Origin of the sequence: Proteiniborus sp., assembly GCF_040308045.1 — a bacterium.
Classification (GTDB): domain Bacteria; phylum Bacillota; class Clostridia; order Tissierellales; family Proteiniboraceae; genus Proteiniborus.
The window spans coordinates 1-21,841 of record NZ_JAWRHZ010000069.1 but is presented as its reverse complement, the minus strand read 5'-3'; the positions used below and the strand labels follow the sequence as shown (position 1 = coordinate 21,841).

Annotated in this window: 18 protein-coding genes, 1 tRNA gene, 1 pseudogene and 1 riboswitch; of the genes and pseudogenes, 15 read left to right on the top strand and 5 right to left on the bottom strand. The window is 32.4% G+C overall.

The window, feature by feature from the left end:
- Position 1: 1 nt before the first annotated feature.
- On the bottom strand, positions 2–1,603 hold the full coding sequence (locus ABV008_RS16235) for a sugar ABC transporter ATP-binding protein (protein WP_352420893.1): 1,602 nt from the start codon (positions 1,601–1,603) through the stop codon (positions 2–4).
- A gap of 175 nt (positions 1,604–1,778) precedes the next feature.
- The gene (locus ABV008_RS16230) at positions 1,779–2,903 is read right to left on the bottom strand and encodes a DUF3798 domain-containing protein (protein ID WP_352420892.1); all 1,125 of its coding nucleotides are present in this window, start codon (positions 2,901–2,903) and stop codon (positions 1,779–1,781) included.
- A gap of 437 nt (positions 2,904–3,340) precedes the next feature.
- On the opposite strand from ABV008_RS16230, the gene ABV008_RS16225 reads away from it, so the two are divergent.
- The 4 genes from ABV008_RS16225 (at position 3,341) to ABV008_RS16210 (ending at position 6,582) form a co-directional block, all read left to right on the top strand.
- Positions 3,341–3,417 (top strand) — tRNA-Arg (locus ABV008_RS16225).
- 25 nt (positions 3,418–3,442) lie between these two features.
- Entirely contained in the window at positions 3,443–3,892 is a 450-nt protein-coding gene (gene tadA / locus ABV008_RS16220) for a tRNA adenosine(34) deaminase TadA (RefSeq protein ID WP_352420891.1), read from the top strand.
- A 550-nt stretch (positions 3,893–4,442) separates the two neighbouring features.
- Complete coding sequence (locus ABV008_RS16215; RefSeq protein WP_352420890.1) at positions 4,443–5,375, top strand: phosphoglycerate dehydrogenase; 933 nt, start codon at positions 4,443–4,445, stop codon at positions 5,373–5,375.
- A gap of 28 nt (positions 5,376–5,403) precedes the next feature.
- A complete protein-coding gene (locus ABV008_RS16210; protein ID WP_352420889.1) occupies positions 5,404–6,582 on the top strand; it encodes an MFS transporter in 1,179 nt (392 codons plus the stop codon).
- Positions 6,583–6,637: 55 nt separating this feature from the next.
- Here ABV008_RS16210 and ABV008_RS16205 read toward each other — a convergent pair.
- Together ABV008_RS16205 and cls are read right to left on the bottom strand one after the other, a co-directional pair.
- A pseudogene (locus ABV008_RS16205) lies at positions 6,638–6,829 on the bottom strand (SelT/SelW/SelH family protein); the annotation flags it as partial.
- A gap of 205 nt (positions 6,830–7,034) precedes the next feature.
- Complete coding sequence (gene cls / locus ABV008_RS16200; protein ID WP_352420887.1) at positions 7,035–8,480, bottom strand: cardiolipin synthase; 1,446 nt, start codon at positions 8,478–8,480, stop codon at positions 7,035–7,037.
- Between the two features lie 248 nt (positions 8,481–8,728).
- On the opposite strand from cls, the gene ABV008_RS16195 reads away from it, so the two are divergent.
- The 3 genes from ABV008_RS16195 to ABV008_RS16185 all read left to right on the top strand — a co-directional run bounded on the left by ABV008_RS16195 (position 8,729) and on the right by ABV008_RS16185 (position 10,170).
- Positions 8,729–9,160, top strand: a complete 432-nt coding sequence (locus tag ABV008_RS16195; RefSeq protein WP_352420886.1) for a DUF1893 domain-containing protein — start codon at positions 8,729–8,731, stop codon at positions 9,158–9,160.
- Position 9,161: 1 nt separating this feature from the next.
- Positions 9,162–9,575: a DUF3842 family protein gene (locus ABV008_RS16190; protein ID WP_352420885.1), complete on the top strand. Its 414-nt coding sequence runs from the start codon at positions 9,162–9,164 to the stop codon at positions 9,573–9,575.
- A 61-nt stretch (positions 9,576–9,636) separates the two neighbouring features.
- Complete coding sequence (locus tag ABV008_RS16185) at positions 9,637–10,170, top strand: ECF transporter S component (RefSeq protein ID WP_352420884.1); 534 nt, start codon at positions 9,637–9,639, stop codon at positions 10,168–10,170.
- 77 nt (positions 10,171–10,247) lie between these two features.
- On the opposite strand, the gene ABV008_RS16180 is transcribed toward ABV008_RS16185, so the two are convergent.
- A complete protein-coding gene (locus ABV008_RS16180) occupies positions 10,248–10,637 on the bottom strand; it encodes a pyrophosphohydrolase domain-containing protein (RefSeq protein WP_352420883.1) in 390 nt (129 codons plus the stop codon).
- Between the two features lie 502 nt (positions 10,638–11,139).
- A riboswitch (glycine riboswitch) is annotated at positions 11,140–11,235 on the top strand.
- 214 nt (positions 11,236–11,449) lie between these two features.
- Between ABV008_RS16180 and gcvT the strand changes: the two genes are divergently transcribed.
- The 8 genes from gcvT (at position 11,450) to ABV008_RS16140 (ending at position 21,797) form a co-directional block, all read left to right on the top strand.
- The gene (gene gcvT, locus ABV008_RS16175) at positions 11,450–12,556 is read left to right on the top strand and encodes a glycine cleavage system aminomethyltransferase GcvT (RefSeq protein ID WP_352420882.1); all 1,107 of its coding nucleotides are present in this window, start codon (positions 11,450–11,452) and stop codon (positions 12,554–12,556) included.
- Positions 12,557–12,607: 51 nt separating this feature from the next.
- Positions 12,608–12,991 carry a glycine cleavage system protein GcvH gene (gcvH, locus tag ABV008_RS16170; RefSeq protein ID WP_352420881.1) on the top strand — a complete coding sequence of 128 codons (384 nt, stop codon included), beginning with the start codon at positions 12,608–12,610 and terminating at the stop codon, positions 12,989–12,991.
- A gap of 1 nt (position 12,992) precedes the next feature.
- Positions 12,993–14,333, top strand: a complete 1,341-nt coding sequence (gcvPA, locus tag ABV008_RS16165) for an aminomethyl-transferring glycine dehydrogenase subunit GcvPA (protein WP_352420880.1) — start codon at positions 12,993–12,995, stop codon at positions 14,331–14,333.
- A gap of 1 nt (position 14,334) precedes the next feature.
- Positions 14,335–15,792 carry an aminomethyl-transferring glycine dehydrogenase subunit GcvPB gene (gene gcvPB, locus ABV008_RS16160; protein WP_352420879.1) on the top strand — a complete coding sequence of 486 codons (1,458 nt, stop codon included), beginning with the start codon at positions 14,335–14,337 and terminating at the stop codon, positions 15,790–15,792.
- A 197-nt stretch (positions 15,793–15,989) separates the two neighbouring features.
- On the top strand, positions 15,990–16,178 hold the full coding sequence (locus ABV008_RS16155) for a hypothetical protein (protein WP_352420878.1): 189 nt from the start codon (positions 15,990–15,992) through the stop codon (positions 16,176–16,178).
- A gap of 166 nt (positions 16,179–16,344) precedes the next feature.
- On the top strand, positions 16,345–17,016 hold the full coding sequence (trhA, locus tag ABV008_RS16150) for a PAQR family membrane homeostasis protein TrhA (protein ID WP_352420877.1): 672 nt from the start codon (positions 16,345–16,347) through the stop codon (positions 17,014–17,016).
- A 231-nt stretch (positions 17,017–17,247) separates the two neighbouring features.
- Complete coding sequence (locus tag ABV008_RS16145; RefSeq protein WP_352420876.1) at positions 17,248–19,227, top strand: S-layer homology domain-containing protein; 1,980 nt, start codon at positions 17,248–17,250, stop codon at positions 19,225–19,227.
- 35 nt (positions 19,228–19,262) lie between these two features.
- Positions 19,263–21,797, top strand: a complete 2,535-nt coding sequence (locus tag ABV008_RS16140) for a DUF6531 domain-containing protein (protein ID WP_352420875.1) — start codon at positions 19,263–19,265, stop codon at positions 21,795–21,797.
- Positions 21,798–21,841: the final 44 nt, after the last annotated feature.

Sequence of the window (21,841 nt, the reverse complement as noted above, 5' to 3'; positions counted from 1 at the left end):
ATTAGAGCGCCTCCTTTTTATTATATTCTCCAGCCATCATCAGACCAAAATCGGCATCGCTTGCATCTGGAGGGAATATTCCTTCTAGTTTTCCATTAAATATAATCGCAATTCTGTCGGAAATTGAACGCAATTCAGCTAGTTCACTTGAAGTAATGATTATAGTCATGCCTAATTCTTTGTTAAGCTTAACTAGTAAATCTAGAACTATATTTTTAGCACCTATATCTATACCTCTAGTAGGCTCTGATACGAGAAGAATATCAGGCTCTAGAGTTAGAGCTCTAGCAATGCAAACCTTTTGTTGATTTCCACCACTTAATTTTTGAGTAGACTGCTTTATGCTAGTGCATCTAATATCTAACTCCTTAACCATACGTAGAGAATGATTTTTTGTTTCCTTAAAACTAATCATATTTAAAGGTCCAATTTTCTTAATAAATCTATTTTTAGTCTGTATAGCTGATATAGCTATGTTATACTCAATAGAATCATCTAGTAGAAGCCCTATTCCTCTTCTATCTTCTGATACAAAAGCAATTCCTTGATTTAGAGTTGCTTTAGGATTGTTTAGTGGTATAGGTTTTCCATCCTTTAAAAATTCACCCTTAGTAGGATAAAGTCCCATTATTCCATTGGCAATCCCTATCTTTCCTTGTCCAGCTAATCCACCAATTCCAAGAATTTCTCCTCTTTTTACTTTTAAATCTAACCCTTTTATGACTTCTCCAGGCATATTAACAAAGAGGTTATTTATTTCAAGAGCATAGTCTTCATTATCATCTTCAAAACTAGATGAGTGAATGGATGTATAGCTTCTTTCAATTTTACGACCTACCATTAACTCTGCGATATATCTTATATTAGCATCTTTGGTAGGAAGAGTTTTGACAACTTCTCCATCTCTCAATACTGTGATGTTATCAGTAACATTTAATATTTCATCTAATCTGTGAGAAATAAATAATATAGCTATTTCCATATCAGCCAGCTTTCTAACAGCACTTAGAAATATTTCAGCCTCAGATTCTGTAAGCACAGCAGTTGGCTCGTCAAATACTAAAAGCTTTAAATTGCTTTTATCTATTTCTCTGGCTATTTCAACAAATTGCATATATCCAACAGGCAATCCTGCTATTGGTAACCAATCATCAATACTTACTCCAAGAGTATTTAAAGACTTTTTACTATCATGCTTCATTTTATTAACATCTAAATTTTGTAACTTTTGTCCAAAAACTAAACTCAAAAAGCTTGTTTTTGTAGGCTCTCTATTGAGTTTTATATTTTCAGTGACAGTAAAACCAGGTATTAGCATAAATTCTTGATGTACCATTCCTATTCCTAAATCCATAGCCTCTTTAGGAGTTCTTGGATTACAAACTTGTCCTTCTATTAAAATTTCTCCTTCATATCCTCCGGTTGAGTGTATAACTGGCATTCCAAATAGAACATTCATTAAGGTTGATTTTCCAGCACCATTTTCTCCAACAAGACCATGTATTTCACCAGATTTTATTTTAATATCTACGTTTTTTAATACTTTATTTCCTGAATAGTCCTTACTTATATTTTTCATTTCTAAAATAAAAGATTCTGTCAACAAAAATCCCCCCTTTAGAAATAGAAAATATTAATATAATACGTTCTGAAAAAGTTTTGATAAAATGCTACAGCCTGTAATATAAAGACATTAAATAGAATACAGGCTGTTATGCATTTTATTTTAGAACTATTCCAAAATATACTTTATATTTATATTTTCTACTATTATCTGTCTATTTAAAAATCTGAGATTCAGTAACGAACATTAAGAAGTTTGGATTACCATCTAGTTCACTAACTTGAACCTTTCCTTTTGCAGCTTTTCCTAGCATTTCAACCATTTTATCTTTATTAAATTTTTCAACATTGCCTTTTCCATATTCTACAGCATATTCTACAGCTGCATTTACCATAGCCATATTAGCAGGAGCCTTCCATGTAGCAAATCTGCCAGAACTACCTGATTCAACGACCTTGGCATTTATTTGATCTAGCATAAATTGTACATCTCCAGCTTTATCCTGTGGTATTTCAATGCCCATAGCACCTGGATATGCATGGTATGGACTTGGACAACATTGTTCAGGATATAGGGCACCTTCTGTTAAAACAGATTTAATGAGAGGCTCTTGCATAGCACAGTTAGTGCTGAAGAATGCGGTATCCTTACCAAGTGCATCTACTTGTCTAGGCACATCTTCAAGAATAAATTGTTGTGCTCCAGGAATGCCTGCATCACCTAATGGGTCTGGAGCATCAATTTCTACAAATTTAATGCCTAGTTTAGAAGCAGTTTCTTTCATAACATCTCTTCTACGGGATAGAAGTTCCATTGACATATGTCTAGGGAATGAGTAATGAACAAAGGTTTTTGCTCCCATTTCCTTAGCAAGCTCAAGTATAGTTTCACCACGCTTGATATTATCTGTTTCGAGAACAATGTCCATACGAGAAGAAACAATCTCTGGGTCTTCATGAGGTACTCCGCCTATAAATAGAATATCATCTCTAGTTTCTTTTATTTTATCGATAGCAGCAGCACTTCCTGGGACTGCTTGAATTATAATTATTGCTTTTACCTTTGGATCAGCAGCTAAACTAGTTATTTGAGCAATAGTAGTTTCTTGTTCTTGAGCAAATTTATCAGGATATGTAACGTGTTTGATTACGTCAGCTCCATATTTCCTTACCATGTCTTCTCCAGCTCTAAATTCCTCTTCACCTTGAGAAACCGTACCAGTCACTAAACCGATTTTAAAGTCTAAATTTCCCTTGCCAGCTGTTTGTTGTGTGCCACAACTAGCTAGTGCAAAAACCATTAAAGTAGCTAGTAGCAATGCAAGAAATTTTTTTAACACCTTAATTCCCCCTTTATTTTTTTTAGACTAGATTTCATTTGTCTAATTAGTTATTAATATTTTATTAAAAATTACTATATGACAATAATAAATTTTGAAGATACGAAACATTATAAATGTAGTGTATAAACGTTGAATATACGATAGTATATGATGCCGAAAGGTATTATCTAAAGTAAAATTTTGTGGAATAAACTTTTTTATAATATTATGGGCTTTTATTAAATATAATAAAATATTAAAAATTCGAAATAATAACTAGTACTATTTTATTATTCAATTATGTATAAAATTCCAAGAGAAGTAAATTAAAATCGAATTGTAATTTTTATATTGATATTCCACTTAATTACTTACTAAATATGGTAAACAAGTAATATTGTATAATTGACAAGGACACTATAATATCATATAATATATAGGTATGATATTAAGGTGCTCCCGTAGCTCAGTAGGATAGAGCGACGCCCTCCTAAGGCGTAGGTCGGAGGTTCGACTCCTCTCGGGTGCGCCACTATTATTTTTTGAAGGTGAAAACCATGGATGAGTATTTTATGAAAATAGCATTAAATGAAGCATATAAAGCTTATAGCATCGGCGAGGTACCTGTCGGTGCTCTTATTATAAATGATCGTAAAGTCATAGCCACAGGTTATAATATGAAGGAAACCTTAAAAGATCCTACTGCCCATGCAGAGATAATAGCTATTAAAAAAGCTAGTGAAGTCTTAGGTGGGTGGAGACTAATAGGATGTACAATGTATGTGACTATAGAGCCCTGTGCCATGTGTGCAGGAGCTATTGTAAATTCAAGAATAGAGAGACTAGTTATAGGGGCAAAGGACCCTAAAATGGGAGCCTGTGGCTCTACAGTCAACATAGTGCAAAACGAAGACTTTAATCATAGAGCAGATATTACTTGGGGAACAATGGAAGATGAATGCTCTGAAATAATGAAAGTTTTTTTTAGAAAGTTAAGAAATAAATAAGAAAATTCTTATCTAACATCAAATACAGGTCCCAAAAGAGGGAGTTTATATTTTTGATATATTTGTATTGTTTTTGAGTTTAGTGCTTTTGGAACATAGATATTTACTCCATCTTGTTCATAAGCCTTATATTTATCATTGTCTTCAAAGCTTTTTACAGGTCTAACACTTAGACTAGTTTGATATCCTGCTCAACCACATGAAATTATCTTAGCACTTACAACAAAACTTAATCCATGTTGCTTTGCATATTTTAAAGCTTTAGCATCTGCTTTTACCATATTAACAACACTCCAATCATTTAATTCCCCACCTCATATACCGGTATGGGGTATATATTTATTTAATTATATCATGTTATTTAGGTTTGGTGAATTATATTTTAAAAACTAAATGAACAAATTAAAATATTTATCTGCATTTAAACATTTTCTGATTTTAAAAAATTCATTAAGAAAAGCTTATTAGATTATTTTTGCAAAAGCTTATAGAGTTTTGATAAAATAGAAAACAAGGATAATTATGATAGGAGGAGATTATTATTAAAGTTTTGATTACTCAAGATTTTGGTACTGAAAAAATTAATAATATAGGAAAGCTTGGATATGAAGTCATAGTTAAGAAAGATAGCAAAGTAAATATTTCTGAGGAAATAATAGATATAGATGTACTTGTATGTTTCAATCCTTTTAAAACATTAGACATTTCTAAACTTAATAAACTAAAACTAATTCAACTTACAAGTGCAGGAATAAATCAAGTACCTGCTGACATTGTTAGAGAAAAAGGTATAATTCTTTCTAATAATAGAGGGGGATATAGTATACCTATAGGGGAATGGATAGTTCTTAAGATACTCGAAATGGCTAAAAATAGTAGAAGGTTTTACAAGCAACAGTCAGAAAAAATATGGAAGATGGATACGTCACTAACAGAGATTTATGGGAAAACAGTAGGCTTTATTGGAACAGGGGACATAGCTCAAGAGGCAGCAAAGAGACTTAAAGGTTTCGACGCTACTATACTAGGACTTAATACTAGCGGTAAAGATGTTACATTCTTTGATAGGTGCTATACTACTAGTCAGATAAGAGAAATGGTTACTCGTTGTGATATAGTTGTGGTATCCATGCCTTATACAGAAAAAACTCACCATATCATAAATAAAGAAGTATTTGATGCCATGAAAGATGGAGTATGTATTGTAAATATAGCTAGAGGAAGTATTATTGATGAAAAAGAGATGATAAATCAATTAAATAGTGGGAAAATAAAAGGCGCGGCATTAGATGTATTTGAAGAAGAGCCTTTAAATGAGAGCAATCCACTTTGGGATATGGAAAATGTTATAGTTACTCCTCATAATTCATGGGCTTCAGAGCTAGTAAATGAAAGAAGGTTTTATATAGTGCACGAAAATTTAAGAAGATACATTTCTGGAGAAGATTTAATTAATGTCGTAAATATTAATAAAGGATATTAAATAGCCTTTAAAGTAATGGAGAGATGAAATGAAAAGGGGAAAAGAAAAAAATAATAATATAATTATTGTATTTATGTTTGCCATTATGATCTTATCTGCCATAAGTGATAATTTAAGGGGCGTATTTATTCCTTCATTTAAGAATGATTTTTTTGTGAAAGATACTCATATGGGTATGATGATAGTGGTTGGCTCAATAGGTTACATAGTTTTTGCTTATTTAGGAGGAATGCTATGTGAAACTATGGGGCATAAGAAGGTATTGAGTGTTGGAATGGTTTTAATGACGCTTTCTTTAGTTACATTGTATTCGAGTCCTAACTTTATAGTTTTGCTAATAGGCATGGTTTTGTTAAACGCAGGATGGGCTCTTATAGGTTTAGCTATAAATACAGTAATCCCCTTAATAGCTGTAAGTTTTCAAGCTGTAATTATGAACTTAATACACTTTAGCTATGGTGTAGGTGCTACTATAACCCAAAGGTCTGCAGGGTTACTTTTATTTAAGGGAATAGAGTGGAGAACCATGTATTTATGCATCTCAATATTGTTTTTTATAGTTTTAATTGCGTTTATTCCTGTAAAGATACCTTCTATGGAAAAAGCTAAGGAAGATAAAAAGATTGATTATAAATCTATATTTAAAAATAAACTGTTATATTTTTACATGATATTCTTAGGTCTTTATGTTGCTGCAGAGATAGGTACTGGAAACTGGTTTGTTAACTATATGAAAGAAACCTTTGCATATAATGAAAACCAAGGTACTTTTTATACTACTTTATTTTTTGGTACTTTTACTATAGGAAGACTTTTAGGAGGATTTGTGGTAGAAAAAATAGGTACTATTAAGACTGTATTTATTTCTTCTGTGCTAGCATTTTTATTTTATACATCAGGCATTTTAATTGGACAAAAAGGACTTATATTAGTTGGGTTTTCAGGACTGTTTTTTTCTATAATATTTCCTACTGTCATACTATCAACAAATGAGGTGTTTAGAAAAAACACTACTTATATTATAGGTATATTGACGACTGCTTCATCTGCTATAAGTATGGGAATAAACTTCATTATTGGCTGGTTAAATGACTTAATAGGGGCTTCTAATGCATATTATACTATTCCTATTAGTTTGTTTTTTAGTGTCTTTTTTATGTTTTTAATATATAGAAATATTACAAAACAAGAAGAAATTGTAGAGTAATAAAATGGGACTGTCACACTAGCATATAAATAAATGATAGTGCGACAGCCCTTAATTATATTAAATCTTCTCTTATTGTGTCTTCTACTTCATCCTCATTAGGGAATCTACCTAGTTCTTTTTTTGAAAAGACTATTTTGTCATCTAAGTTAATTTCAAATAAACCACCTGATGAAGGAATTATTTTCACCATTTCTATAGAATTCTTATGCTCAGTTAATAAATTGTTTGCTAGGCTAACTGCCTTTGATAAATAACCTCAGGAAGTACAATACTCAATACTAATTATTTTATTCATTAAAACTCCTCCTTAAATATCTTTAATACAATATTACCCTGTTTTTAAACCAAATATCAATTAGTTAGATTTAGAAAAATAAAATGCCACTGGTACATTAACAGTATCCTGTTAAGTAGTAGTGGCATTGGATTAAATTATAAAAGATACTATCTTATAATACAGGGGATAGCAGTCTTGAAATAGATTCTTTAACAACTATCACTTTAGAACGTTTTTTGTATTTTTCTACAGTGATTTCATCGCAGACCTTTAAGTCATTTTCGAATATTTTTTTAAGCCTTGTAGAAGTTTTAGTATCATATACAAATGCATTTACTTCAAAATTTAACTTAAAGCTTCTTACATCAATATTTGCAGTTCCAACAGAAGATATTTTTCCGTCAACAACCATTGTTTTTGCATGCAAAAACCCATTTTCATAAGTGTAGGCTTTTATACCAGAGTTTAACAAATCTCCAATATAAGAGTAGGTTGCCCAATAAACAAACATATGGTCTGGCTTATTTGGTATCATTATCTTAACATCAACTCCAGAAAGCGAAGCAACTCTAAGTGCTTCCAGTATGCTTTGATCTGGAACAAAATAAGGAGTTTGAATATATATACTTTCTCTTGCTGAGTTAATCATTTTAAGATAACCAATTTTGATTTGTTCCTGTTCTGAATCTGGACCACTAGAAACTATTTGAATTCCAGTTTTTCCATTTGATTTAATTAATGGGTAGTATTTTTCATCATATGTAGCTTTTTCTTTTGATGCATACCTCCAATCATGAAAAAATCTCATTTGCATCATGTGTACAGCACTACCTTTAATCTTAAGATGTGTATCTCTCCAGTATCCAAATTTTTTATTTAGTCCTAAATATTCATTTCCAATATTGAAGCCACCTATAAATCCATATTTTCCATCTATTATTGCTATTTTTCTATGGTTTCTATAATTAATTCTTAAATTAATAAGGGGTATTTTAGAGGGAAAGAAGGATGCTACTTTTCCTCCAGCCTTGGTCAACTCTTTAAAAAAACCTCTAGGAAGAGTTCGTCCACCAAGTGCATCGTAAAGAAGTCTTACTTCAATTCCTTCAGAGGCTTTCTTAGCAAGTGCAACTACTACTTTTTTACTTAAGCTATCATTTTTTATTATATAATATAGCATATGTATATGATCTTCTGCTTTTTCTATTGAATCAATTAAAGACTCAAATTTTTTTGTGCCATCTGTAAATATTTCCACCTCATTATCCTGAGTAAATATAGAATCATCACTAATAAGTTGCATTCTTATCATATCTTGATAATTTGCCATTTCTGCATCATTAAATACTATCTCATTGTTTTGTAAATATGATATCTGTTCTAACAGAATTTTTCCTATCATTTGATCTTCTTCTGTCTTGGTATCGAATATTTTCTGTCTACTAAGATTTTGACCTAGTGTTAAATAAAGTATAAAGCCTAAATAAGGTACTAAAAGTAGTACCATAAGCCAAGCCCATGTAGCCGAAGGATCCTTTCTCTCAAGAAAAATTAATATAAAGGCTAAGAAAACATTTAGCACAAGAAGTATAGAGAGCGTGGGCACAAACCAATTCATATATACCACCCCTTTTTAGAATAAGTCGTATCTAAGGTATTAATCTATTATTATTTCATCATTCATAATAATAGTATATTCAATAATTACAATATATTCAATCATTAGAAAAATAAACAAAAGCTCTATTTTTGGTAATTTTTCATTTCTGAAATTTTATATTGATAATTGCTAAATTAATAATAAATTGAAAAACGTGATAAAGTTTGATATTATATATTCATATTTAAGAATCAGGAGCTGAGTAAATGAAGGATTTAGAACTAGCCAAGAACATCCTTGAGGAGAAAGAGCTTACTTTGGCCATAGTAAAAGAAGGAAAAATAATATTTACAAGTACTGATAGAGGAATAAAGCCAATTTATACTGCAGTATTAGAGCTCAAAGAAGATCTTAAAGGAGCAACTGTAGTAGATAAGGTTATTGGAAGGGCTGCTGCTATTTTGTGCAAATATGCAGGTATAAGAGTATTATATACAAAGCTTATCTCCAACCAAGCTATAAAGATTTTTGAAGGTAGTAGTATCAAGTTTTTTTATGATGAAAGCTCACCATACATTAAAAATAGAGATAAATCAGACATGTGTCCAGTAGAGAAGTTATCACAAGGTGTAGATAATCCAAAAGAGCTAATACAGAGAATATCTGAATTTTTAGATAGCATTAAGAAGAGGCAATAAAATGAAAATCGCCGTAATAGATGGAAAAGGCGGAGGCATAGGCTGTCAAATAGTAGAAAGACTGAAGTCTTTAAGAAAAGATGATATCGAAATCATCGTATTGGGAACTAACTCCCAAGCTACAGCTAATATGCTAAAAGCCGGAGGTAACGATGGGGCTACTGGAGAAAATGCAATAGTATGGATGAGCAACAGGGTGGATATTATTATTGGACCTATGGCAATAATTGCTGCAAATTCAATGATGGGCGAAATAAGTCCTAAAATGGCAGGGGCAGTTGCAAGCAGTAAAGCAAAAAAACTTTTATTGCCAGTGAGTAAATGTAATTTTGAAATAATAGGGCTCGAAAGCTATCAGTTAAAGCAGCTTTTTGATGAATTACTTGAAAAAATAAAAACAATATTAGAAGAATAAGACCATGAAGGTTTTTTCCAAGAAGGAAGCTTTCATGGTTATTTTTTTGGGAGGTATATAAATGAACAGGAAATTTTCTACAAAGGATTTAGTGTTAACAGGATTATTATTAGCTCTAGGTTTAGTTCTTCCAATGGTATTTCATTTTTTTGGAGGGATGGGTCCCGTATTTTTACCTATGCATATACCAGTTTTAATTGGAGGATTTTTGTTGCCACCATACCTAGCTTTATTGCTAGGGATAGTTACTCCTTTAGTTAGTGGGGTACTTACAGGAATGCCACCTATGTTTCCAATGGCTGTAATTATGATGTTTGAACTTGGAGCATATGGACTGTCTGCTTCCTTAGCAACAAAAAAATTTAAGCTTTCTTCTGTACTAGCTCTTGTCGTTACGATGATAATTGGTAGAGTAGTAGCAGGTATAGTAGTATTTGTTCTATCATTAAGTTTTAGCGTAAAAATGAATGCTTTTATGTTTGTTAAAGGAGGTATAATAACAGGACTTCCTGGTATAGCTATTCAACTAATACTCATACCGTCTTTAGTGTATGCATTAAACAAAGTTAATAGAGGAGCTAATGTAAATGCATAGAGATTCTTCGCTAAGGCTCAGGATGACAATGTGTACATCATTCTGAGCGCCAGCGAAGAATCTAAGGGTTTTTAGTATTATTCACATCCTTGACTATCAATTTCTTCCTTAATTTTAGGATATGGATCTTTCCATCCTTCTGGCTTTACAGTCTTTCCATCTTCTTTGAAGTGAGGCTTTCCGTCGCTCCATAGCTTGTCCATATTGGCTTTATGTACTATTTCGAAGATTTTGTCAGGTTTGACTCCCATTTCAACAAGGGTTCCTAAAGCAAAGTACATTAAATCAATCATTGCATCTGCTTGTTCATATATATCGTTTGCTTCTTTGAACTCATTTATTTCTTCAAGCATCCAATTATATCTTTTACATACCCTGTCAGTATCAAGAAGCTTAGGGGTATCTCTGTAAGGATGCCCAAATCTCATTTGAAAATCTTTAACCATATGCCACCATTTATTGCTCATCATATGCACCTCCAAAAATATCTTAAGAATTATATATAATACTGTAAATTCTATTTTATCATACCTTTCTAATATACCATCAAAAGAATTTAGTTAAACTTTTAACGAAAATTAAGAAAATTTAGCAATAATTATTGATATTTTTTAGGTATTATATTATTATTTATATTAAGCACCAGAAAAAAGACAAATTAATATGGCTTAAAGCTAAGATGACATTAATATGGTATAGGATATCTACGTAACCTATTTTATCATAATATAATATATTTTTTTGACAATAATAGTTAAATATTTAACGATTGGAAAGTTAAAATTATAACAATTGTTGATATTTCATAAAGAATATATTATGATTATGGCGAAAGATATGAAATATGACAAATAGATATGGAACCAGATGAAGGTGGCGTGAGATATCTTCACTTAGCAAGATAGCCGAAGAAGCAATATAAGATGAGCCAATCTTTTATAGAAACTTTCAGGCAAAAGTATCGTCATCTGATGGAACTCTGAAGAGTCCGGTTACTCGGCGCCGAAGGAGAAATGTATTAGATAATATACAGAAGCTCTCAGGTTAGGAAACAGAGGAATATAATGGCACATTGCTTTTTATTGCTTTTATGCTATTGTGTTCCTTTTTTTGTTATCTTTTTTCAACATAATTTTTTATTGTAAGATATATTTATTAATTGGGTATATTATACCTATAGTATGTCTTTTAGAAGGTGTATGCAAATTTTGTTTAACCACATAATTAACATAAGCAATAAATACTAAAAAAACCTAAAATCTGAAAGGAGGAGTTTATTTTGGCAGAACCAAGAAAAACATCACTTTACAATGCCCATTTAAGATATGGTGGGAATATTGTAGACTACTCAGGATGGGCACTACCAGTACAATATGAAGGTTTGACACAAGAGCATGAGGCAGTAAGAACACAAGCAGGAATATTTGATGTTTCACACATGGGAGAAGTAGAAGTAACAGGTCCACAAGCATTTGATTTTGTTCAATACTTAGTTACAAATGATGTATCTGTACTTAGTGACAATCAAATAGCATATAGTTTTATGTGCTATCCAGATGGAGGGGTTGTAGACGACCTTCTAGTTTATAAATTCTCAAGAGATCATTATTTCCTTGTAATTAATGCAGCTAACGTTGAAAAAGACGTAGAATGGATTAATGAAAATGCAAAGAGTTTTGATGTCAATATTAAAAATCTTTCAGATGAAATATCCGAAGTTGCTGTTCAAGGACCTAATGCAGAGAAGATTGTTCAAAAGCTTACTGATACAGATCTTTCAAAGATAGAATTCTTCCATCTAAAGAGAGATGTAAGTATAGCAGGAGCAAATTGTTTAATTTCAAGAACAGGATACACAGGAGAAGATGGCTTTGAAATTTACTTTGATCATGAGCATGCTGATAACTTATGGGATAAGATAATGGAGGCAGGAAAAGAAGAAGGGCTAAAACCTGCAGGACTTGGCTCAAGAGATACTTTGAGATTTGAAGCTACTCTTCCTCTTTATGGGAATGAACTTGACAGGGATATAACTCCATTAGAAGCTGGCTATGGTATGTTTGTAAAACTAAACAAAGAAAACTTTATAGGGAAAAATGCCTTAGCAAAGCAAAAAGAAGAAGGACTAAAGAGAAAAATAGTAGGAATTGAAATGGTAGATAAAGGTGTTCCAAGACATGGATATGAAGTTTATGCAGATGGAAAGAAAATAGGTTTTATAACAACAGGGTATTTTTCACCTACTCTAAAGAAAAACATAGGATTTGCAATGCTTGACATAGAATATACTCAACTTGATACTCCAGTTGAAATAAAAGTAAGAAATAGATCTCTAAAAGCTAAAGTAGTAAATAAGAGATTTTACCAAAAACAATATAAAAAATAAAATAACATTATTTTATAAAAATATTAATTAAATTTAAGGAGGAATATATTTATGAAAATAGTTGAAGGTCTATTATACTCAAAGGATCACGAGTGGATAAAGGTAGAAGGAAAGGAAGCTTATATAGGAATTACTGATTTTGCTCAACATAAATTAGGGGAAATCGTTTATGTTGAATTACCACAAGTTGACGATGAACTTAGTACAGGAGATGTTTTCTCAGTAGTTGAATCAGTTAAAGCAGCTTCAGACTCTTATCTTCCTATATCAGGTAAAGTTGTTGAAGTAAATGAAGACTTAGACGGTGAACCAGGCTTAGTTAATGAAGATCCATATGCAAACTGGATTGTAAAAATTGAACTTTCAGATGAGTCTGAACTTAAAGAATTAATGAATGCCGAGGAATACGAAGACTTCTGTAGTAAGGAGGAATAGTATGCATAGATATATACCAAATACGGAGGTTGACAAGAAGCAAATGCTTGATAGCATTGGCGTAAGCTCTATAGGCGACTTGTTCTCCGATATACCAACTAACCTAAAATTAAATAGAGAACTTAATATTGGTAAGGCTATGTCAGAAATAGAGATTTTAGAACATATGAAAAGCCTTGCAGAAAAAAACAAGAGTACAGATGATTTAGTATGTTTCTTGGGAGCAGGAGCGTATGATCACTATATACCTTCAATAGTAAAACATCTTGCTATGAGATCTGAATTTTATACTGCTTATACTCCTTATCAACCAGAAATAAGCCAAGGAACACTACAAGTAATATTTGAATACCAAACTTTGATGACTAATCTTACAGGTATGGATGTAACTAATGCTTCAATGTATGATGGGCCTACTGCAACAGCTGAAGCAGCTATAATGGCTTGTGAAAATACTAGACGTAAATCCATAATTGTATCAAAAACTGTCAACCCAGAGACTAGAAAAGTTCTTAAAACTTACTTAACAGTAAGAGACATTGAACTAATTGAAGTAGATATGGTTGATGGAGCTACAGATGTAGAAAAATTGAAATCTCTAGTAAATAAAAATACTGCTGGAGTTATAGTTCAAAGTCCAAACTTCTTTGGAATAATAGAAGACGTTACTGAAGTTGAAAAGATTATACATGAAAACAAAGGAAACCTAATTATGTATGTTGATCCTATATCACTAGGAATACTAAAAACTCCTGGAGAGTTAGGAGTAGATATTGTAGTAGGTGAAGGACAATCACTTGGAAATAGATTAAACTTCGGTGGACCACATCTAGGCTTTTTAGCTACAACTGCAAAGCTTGTTAGAAAGCTTCCTGGAAGAATAGTTGGTCAATCTATAGATGTAGATGGCAGGAGAGCCTTTGTACTTACTCTTCAAGCAAGAGAGCAGCATATAAGAAGATATAAAGCTACTTCAAATATTTGTTCAAACCAAGGATTAAATGTGGTTATGGCAGCTATTTACTTGATAACAATGGGTAAGAAAGGGCTTAGAGAGGTTGCGTTACAAAGTACACAAAAAGCTCATTACGCTTACAATGAAATTATTAAAACTGGTAAGTTTAAACCACTATTTGATAAACCATTCTTTAAAGAATTTGCAGTTTCAAGTAATATAGACGCTAGCAAAGTTAACAAAGAACTTTTAAACAAGGGAATTCTTGGTGGATATGAGCTTAGAAAAGAATATAATGAATTGAATAATGGACTTCTTTTCTGTGTTACAGAAAAGAGAACAAAAGAAGAAATTGATAAATTAACTGGCGCTTTGGAGGTGATGTAGTATGTTAAGACAATATGATAGCTTAATATTTGAAATCTCCAAGGAAGGAAGAACAGCCTATAGTCTTCCAAAAAATGATGTAAATGAGCTTCCACTAGAATCATTTATTCCAAGCCAATTTTTAAATGAAAAGGAAGTTGAACTACCAGAAGTAAGTGAAGTAGACGTAGTAAGACATTTTACTAATCTTTCAAATAAAAATTATGGAGTAGATACAGGATTTTATCCATTAGGTTCATGTACTATGAAATATAATCCTAAGATTAATGAAGATATGGCAGCTCTAAGTGGTTTTGCTGATATACATCCATCTCAACCTGAAGAAACTGTACAAGGTGCATTAGAGCTTATGTATAACCTTGAAAGACAGCTTTCAGAAATTTCAGGTATGGCAAGAACAACTCTACAACCAGCAGCTGGAGCACATGGAGAGCTTACAGGTCTTATGATTATAAAGGCTTATCATTCATCTAGAGGAGATAGCAAAAGAACTAAGATAATAGTTCCAGACTCAGCTCATGGAACAAATCCTTCAAGTGCGCAAGTTGCAGGATTTGACATTGTAGAAGTAAAATCAGATAAATATGGTGCAGTAGACATAGAAGCACTTAAAGCTGTATTAAATGATGAAATTGCAGGGCTTATGCTTACAAATCCAAGTACTCTTGGTTTGTTTGAAAAGAATATAAAAGAAATAGCTGACCTTGTACATGAGGCAGGCGGATTGTTATACTATGATGGGGCTAATATGAATGCGATCATGGGTATTACAAGACCTGGAGATATGGGCTTTGACGTAATGCACTATAACCTACACAAGACTTTCTCAACACCTCATGGTGGTGGAGGACCTGGAAGTGGGCCAGTTGGAGTAAAAGAAGACTTGATTAAGTTCCTTCCATGTCCAATGGTAGAGAAAAAGGGCGATATGTATACTCTAAACTATGATTGCCCAGATTCAATAGGCAAGATGAAAGGTTTCTATGGACATTTTGGAGTATTGGTAAGAGCATATACTTATATATTAGCAATGGGCGCAGAAGGTCTTAAGGAAGCAAGTGAAACAGCTGTTCTTAATGCTAACTATATGATGAATAAACTTAAGCATTACTTCTATTTACCATTAGACCAAACTTGCAAGCATGAGTTTGTCTTAGGTGGATTGAAAGAAGATAACTTAGAAGTAACTACACTAGATATTGCTAAGAGACTTCTAGACTATGGATATCATCCACCAACAGTATACTTCCCATTAATTGTTGATCAAGCAATTATGGTTGAGCCTACTGAAACAGAAAGCGTTGAAACTCTTGATAGCTTCATAGAAACTATGATTAAAATAGCTGAAGAAGCAGATAAAGAGCCACAACTATTAAAGGAAGCACCACATGACACACCAGTTAGAAGAATAGATGAAGCTAAGGCTGCAAAAGACCTTATCTTAAAATGGAGTAAATAAATAGTTAAAGGTTAAAGATGAGTTCAGGTAAGGTATATTTTCTGCCTGAACTCTTATACTATTAGATAAAGTAGGAGGGATAGAATATGTTATTTGCACATGACGGAGATGTAGAAAAGGCATTGAAACAAAGCATAACTGATTCTATTAAAGAAAGAAAGGAAAATATGTGTGAAACGTGAGACCCAAAAGCTGTAATGGCAACCGCCTGGGGCGTAAAAGAAAATGTTGAATTAGCACATGCCGAAGCAGTACAAAGCTATGTAAGAGGATTAACAGATTCTATAATTGAGCTAGAAGATGGAACAAAAGTTACTTTCTTAAAGGGAGACGTAAAGATAAAGCCAGATCAAGCTATATTGATATATAGATATGTAATTAAATAGTAAATATCAAAAAAGTCAGGGGTAGGATTGAACTCCTGATTTTTTTACATCTAAGTGGAAACTTTAGAAATACTATTGATTTGACAAAAATAATAATTCTCATTAGTGTTTTTTACGGTTACATTGTATATAATGTATTTAGGATTATTATTTAAGGAGGGATTTGATGGGAGAAAAATTAGATATAAATAAAATATCAAGGAGAGCTTATTCTCTAAAGGAGGAAATAGCCAGTAGCATAACTCATGGTGTAGGCGTTTTATTTAGTATAGTGACCCTTACTATTCTACTTGTATATGCTATATGGGATAAAAGTGCAATATCGATAGTTGCCTTCAGTATATATGGATTTTGCTCCATTTGTCTATATACATCCTCAACCCTATATCATAGTTTCCAGAATGACAAGATAAAAAAAATACTTAGAGTATTTGACCATTCATCAATATTCTTATTTATAGCGGGTACATATACTCCAATTACACTTCTATCTATGAAAGGATATTGGAGAATAGGAATATTGGCTGCGGTATGGACTATAGCATTATTCGGTATAGGATTTAAAATATTTACCTATAATAAATTTGACAAGTTTAAAATGGTTTCAGTACTTATGTATGTGCTTATGGGTTGGATAGTAGTTATTGCCATAAGACCAATGCTAGAGGTGGTGCCAAAAGGATTTTTCATTTGGTTATTAGCAGGTGGAATAATCTACACACTAGGAACTATATTCTATTCAGTGAAAAAAATTCCCTATAACCATGCAATATGGCATTTGTTCGTACTGGGTGGAAGTGTAATGCACTTTATAGGCATATTTATATATTTGAAATGAAAAGCTGAGAAAACTCAGCTTTTTTATTTTCTAATTCTATAAATCTATTTAATTACTAACCATCTAGTACCTTAATCCTAATTTTGTATAATTCTATAGTATTATGTCGTTTTAGGAAGGATTTTGAAATAGTAAATAGAATTACCAATAATATGTATACAAAACAAAAAACTTCAGACTTGTAATATGAAGTTTTTTTATGCCAATTTTTAAGACAAAGGGGGATAATTAATGACGACACAAAGAAGAAAAATACTGCTTTTATCAATTGTACTTGTCCTTGTCATATCAAGTACAGTATTTTCAAAAGAAGGGAGTGTAGCTATAAGAACTCAGCCATTAAGTAACATAAAAATTGATGGCAATAATGCAGTGTGGATGGCGGGTTCAGGTGGAAATCTGGACATCTATCATCTAGATTTAACAACAGGGGTAGAGACTCAGATAACCAATGACCCAAGTATACAGGGATATCCAGACATATGGCAAAACTACATAGCATGGCAAGACAATCGCAATTACTTAGAAAGTCCAGGAAATTATGACATCTATCTTTATGATATTGAGAAAAAAACAGAGCAAAAGATATCTAACATAGAAGGAAGCCACAGAGAACCAATAATAAAAAACAACAGAGTAGTATGGGTAGACCATAAGGATGGAAATAAGGATATCATGCTCTACGATATTAAAAATGCCACACTGGAACGAGTATCGTCAGATGGAGCCCAGGCATTTGGACTATCCTTTGACGGTAACATAATAACATGGATGGATCATAGAGGAAAAACCTTTGATATATACATATATGATATCTCGAAAAAAGAAGAAAAGCAGATAACATACGGATTAGGAGACGAATCAGATCCAATAGTGAATAATGGAAAAGTAGTGTGGATGGTAGGATACGATGGGTTTAGTCAAGTATACATGTATGATACAAAAACTGACCTCAGGACAAAGCTTACTGTAGGAGAAGAAAATCACAGGCCTATAGCCTTTTCCAATAATATGCTGTTGGTAATAGAAAATGACAGACTAGTAATTAATACTACAGATAGAATAACAGAGCAGCCAATAACATCACCAGGCGGAATATTACCAAAGCAAGCATTCATAGATAATGATAGAGTTATATGGTTTGATGGAAATACTTTAGTGGTGGACTCAATAGATAACGCATTAAATAGAAAGCCTAACGACAAAATACCTAGCCCTAACGATACAACAATAGTAGAAAAAATTAAAGAAGAAAAGAAAGGAATGCTTGTAAAGGCGGATAAGGAAACCATATTAACATCAGAAGATGGAGTACTTACACTTAAATTCCAGAAAGGAAGCTTTAACAAAGATGCATATATAACAATAAATCAAAAAGACAAACTACAAAAAACTAGCTATACACCTATTTCTAAAGTTTATAGCTGGGAAGTAGAAGGAAACATAAAGCCTTTATTACCGATAGAAGTATCAATGAATTATAGTAATATTAATACTGATGACAATCCAAGAAAATTATGCATGTATTCACTAAATAAAGACAATTCACTAAAAAGAATCCTTTCAAACAGAAATCACGGCAATAATACTCTAATGACAAAACTCATGGATGAAAATAATATAACCCTAATGATTTACAATAAAGCATTTACAGATATGAATAATCACTGGGCTAAAGAAACAGTAGATGTAATATCCTCTCATGAAATTATCAATGGATATACAGATGGAAGTTTTAAGCCAAACAAAGAGATTTCAAGAGCCGAATTTGTAAAAATATTAGTAAGCAGCATCTATACAGAGGAAGAAATATTATCATATACAAACAAAAATGTATTTAACGATGTTTCATCAGAAATTTGGGCAGCACCATATATAAACATAGCATCTCAAAGAGGATGGATATCAGGATACAATGGGAACTTCAATCCAAATCAGTTAATAACAAGGGAACAAATGGTAGCAATACTAATAAGAGCAAATGAAGACATAGAAGCAAATAATTCAAATAATCATCAAACCGAAGTAGATTTATCCTCATATAAAGACACAGAGAAAATAAGCACTTGGGCATATGAGGCTATGAAAAAAGCAGTCGGAAATGGAATCATTCAAGGAAATAACAACGAACTACAGCCCCTAAAAAATGCAACAAGAGCAGAAGCAGCAACTATATTATATAGATACTTAGAAAAACTTCAAAGGCTATAAAAGCATAATGCCAAAAGAAAGCGAGGAATGACTTTATGGGAAAAAAACTACAAAGATATATTTCATTGGTACTAATATCAGTAATGTTTTTCGTAGCAGTATTTCCATCACAAGCCTTTGCAACAGATAATAAACCGAATTCAAAGTTTCAATATGTAAAACCACCAATATTCAACCCCCATACAGGAGAAACAGTAAAGATAGTATGGAATTTTCAGTTACCGCATAAAACTAGAATAACTGTTTTAAACGGTGTAAACGAACTGTTTGACATAATTAACGGAGATTTGTTTCCAGGAGAATACGTAGCAAATGAAGTAACATGGGATGGAAAAGATAACAATGGCAATATCCTTCCAAATGGAACATACACCATAGTAATAGATCCAGTTAAAGAAGACGAATGGTCAGGAAGATTCCCTTCAGTAACAAAAGTTACAATTATGGACAGTGCTGTAGAGGATATAGTCATATCACCAAACGTTAACGGAAACTATTTCATGGTATATGGCTCAGCAGAAGAAAATATGACAGAGTCAGTAGAAGTATATATAACAAGTAAAAATAAAGATAAAGATGGTTTTAATGAAACACATACAGCAGAAATAAAGCCTGGAATGTGGAGTGTAGATGTATGGCTGCCTGAATATGAGGAAGTCCAAATAACAGCACTAAAAACAAATAAAGTGCCTAAAGAAGCTAAGGATGAAGAAGGAAACCCCATATTAGACGAAAATGGAAGTCCAGTAATAGTATATGAGAAAGAAGAGATAGAGCTAGGGCCAATAAATGTACTAAAACATACCCTAAGACCTTATGATAAACTTCCAAAGATGGCAGCATACTATTACGGAAATGAAAATGAGCATACAAGAATTATTGAAGACAACGACCTTATACCGCCATATGTGCTAGGAATAGGAAGTAATCTTTTAGTATTTGACCCAGTAAAAGATGGAGAACCTCCAATTTCAGAATTTGCAGATCTAGAAAAAATGGATGAGAAATGTGGTATTATAGACCTTTTATCAGGAGATACCATATTTAGTAAAGACCCAGTAAATCTAGCAACAGGAAACTTCATATACAGCTATGAAGATATAACAATAGATGGCAGCTTCCCAATATCCTTTAATAGATTCTACAACTCAAGGGACGAATATTATGGAGACTTGGGGGCAAACTGGCACCATAACTGGGAATATAGGCTTCAGGATATGGGAGATGGCACAGTAAAGATAATATCCTACGACGGTAATAGGCAAACATATACCCTAATGACCAATGGCAAATACGAATCACCAACAGGAATATACACAAGATTAGAGAAACATCGTGACCAAACATATACACTAACAATGGAAAACAAATGGGAATATGATTTTAACGAAAGAGGAGAGCTAGTAAAGATAACTGATACAAATGGCAATTCAACAAAGCTCCGATATGAAGGAATGCTTCTAAGAGAAATAAGGAACGATAGCGGATACCTTCTAATGCAGTATTACAATGATGGAAGAATAAGAGAAATATCAGATAACACAGGAAGGCATATAGCATATAACTACGACGGAGACGACCTCGTATCATATGTAGACCCAGAAGGAAACACAATAGAATACGAGTATGATTCAGAGCGTAGAATGACAAGAATAATAAGTCCACTAAAAGATGGTAGCGTTACAAACATATATGACAATAAAGGAAGAGTTATAGAGCAGACCTTAGCAGATGGCAATACTATGTACTTTGAGTATGATGAAGCAAACAGAACCACAACCCTTACGGAGAGAGACGGCACAGAAACTATATATAAATACGATGAAAAATTTAGAATTACAGAAAGCATATATCCAGACGGAACAATAAAAGTAACCTTTAATGAAAAAGGTGATAAAACCTCATTTACAGATAAAAAAGGAAACACATATGAATATGAGCATGATGACTATGGAAATGTAACATTAGCAAAAGATCCATTAGGAAATATTACAAGATATACATATGATGAATTTCACAACATAACATCAGTAAAATATTCAGATGGGACAATATATGAGTATATATATGACAATAAAGGCAATCTAACAAAATCTAAAGACCCAATGAATAGAACTACAGAGATAATATACAACAACAAAGGATTGCCGGAAAAAATAATACAACCAGACCAAAGCTTTATCAGAATGGAATATGATACAAAAGGAAATGTAAAAGCCACAGTAGACCCATTAGGGAATAAAACAGAATATGAATACGATTCATTAAACAGAGTAAATAAAGTAATAGACCCACTAGGAAATGGAACAAAATTTGAATACACAGACACAGGGAAAATAAGAAAGGTAACAGATGCATTAGGAAACAGCGGAACCTTTGTATACAATAAAAATGGAAGACTCAAAGAAGCATGGGATCAAAATGGAAACATAACAAAATATATATATGACGAAGCAGATCAGCTAAAACAAATTGATATGTCAACCCTTTTTTGGACAACTTTTTTCCGAACAATATATTTAAATTCCTATGAATTTACTTGTAATTGTAAGATTGCTCCTTTGATTTAGTCAAGGGTATAATGCAATTGCTACGCTCGCCCTTGACTAAACCA

What these genes read in the sequence shown, in the direction of transcription:
- tadA (WP_352420891.1), top strand. Translation starts at nt 3,443, where the DNA reads ATGGATGAGTATTTTATGAAAATAGCATTAAATGAAGCATATAAAGCT.
- ABV008_RS16210 (WP_352420889.1), top strand. Translation starts at nt 5,404, where the DNA reads ATGAAAAGGGGAAAAGAAAAAAATAATAATATAATTATTGTATTTATG.
- cls (WP_352420887.1), bottom strand. Translation starts at nt 8,480, where the DNA reads ATGAATTGGTTTGTGCCCACGCTCTCTATACTTCTTGTGCTAAATGTT.
- ABV008_RS16195 (WP_352420886.1), top strand. Translation starts at nt 8,729, where the DNA reads ATGAAGGATTTAGAACTAGCCAAGAACATCCTTGAGGAGAAAGAGCTT.
- ABV008_RS16190 (WP_352420885.1), top strand. Translation starts at nt 9,162, where the DNA reads ATGAAAATCGCCGTAATAGATGGAAAAGGCGGAGGCATAGGCTGTCAA.
- ABV008_RS16185 (WP_352420884.1), top strand. Translation starts at nt 9,637, where the DNA reads ATGAACAGGAAATTTTCTACAAAGGATTTAGTGTTAACAGGATTATTA.
- ABV008_RS16180 (WP_352420883.1), bottom strand. Translation starts at nt 10,637, where the DNA reads ATGAGCAATAAATGGTGGCATATGGTTAAAGATTTTCAAATGAGATTT.
- gcvH (WP_352420881.1), top strand. Translation starts at nt 12,608, where the DNA reads ATGAAAATAGTTGAAGGTCTATTATACTCAAAGGATCACGAGTGGATA.
- gcvPA (WP_352420880.1), top strand. Translation starts at nt 12,993, where the DNA reads ATGCATAGATATATACCAAATACGGAGGTTGACAAGAAGCAAATGCTT.
- gcvPB (WP_352420879.1), top strand. Translation starts at nt 14,335, where the DNA reads ATGTTAAGACAATATGATAGCTTAATATTTGAAATCTCCAAGGAAGGA.
- ABV008_RS16155 (WP_352420878.1), top strand. Translation starts at nt 15,990, where the DNA reads ATGGCAACCGCCTGGGGCGTAAAAGAAAATGTTGAATTAGCACATGCC.
- trhA (WP_352420877.1), top strand. Translation starts at nt 16,345, where the DNA reads ATGGGAGAAAAATTAGATATAAATAAAATATCAAGGAGAGCTTATTCT.
- ABV008_RS16145 (WP_352420876.1), top strand. Translation starts at nt 17,248, where the DNA reads ATGACGACACAAAGAAGAAAAATACTGCTTTTATCAATTGTACTTGTC.
- ABV008_RS16140 (WP_352420875.1), top strand. Translation starts at nt 19,263, where the DNA reads ATGGGAAAAAAACTACAAAGATATATTTCATTGGTACTAATATCAGTA.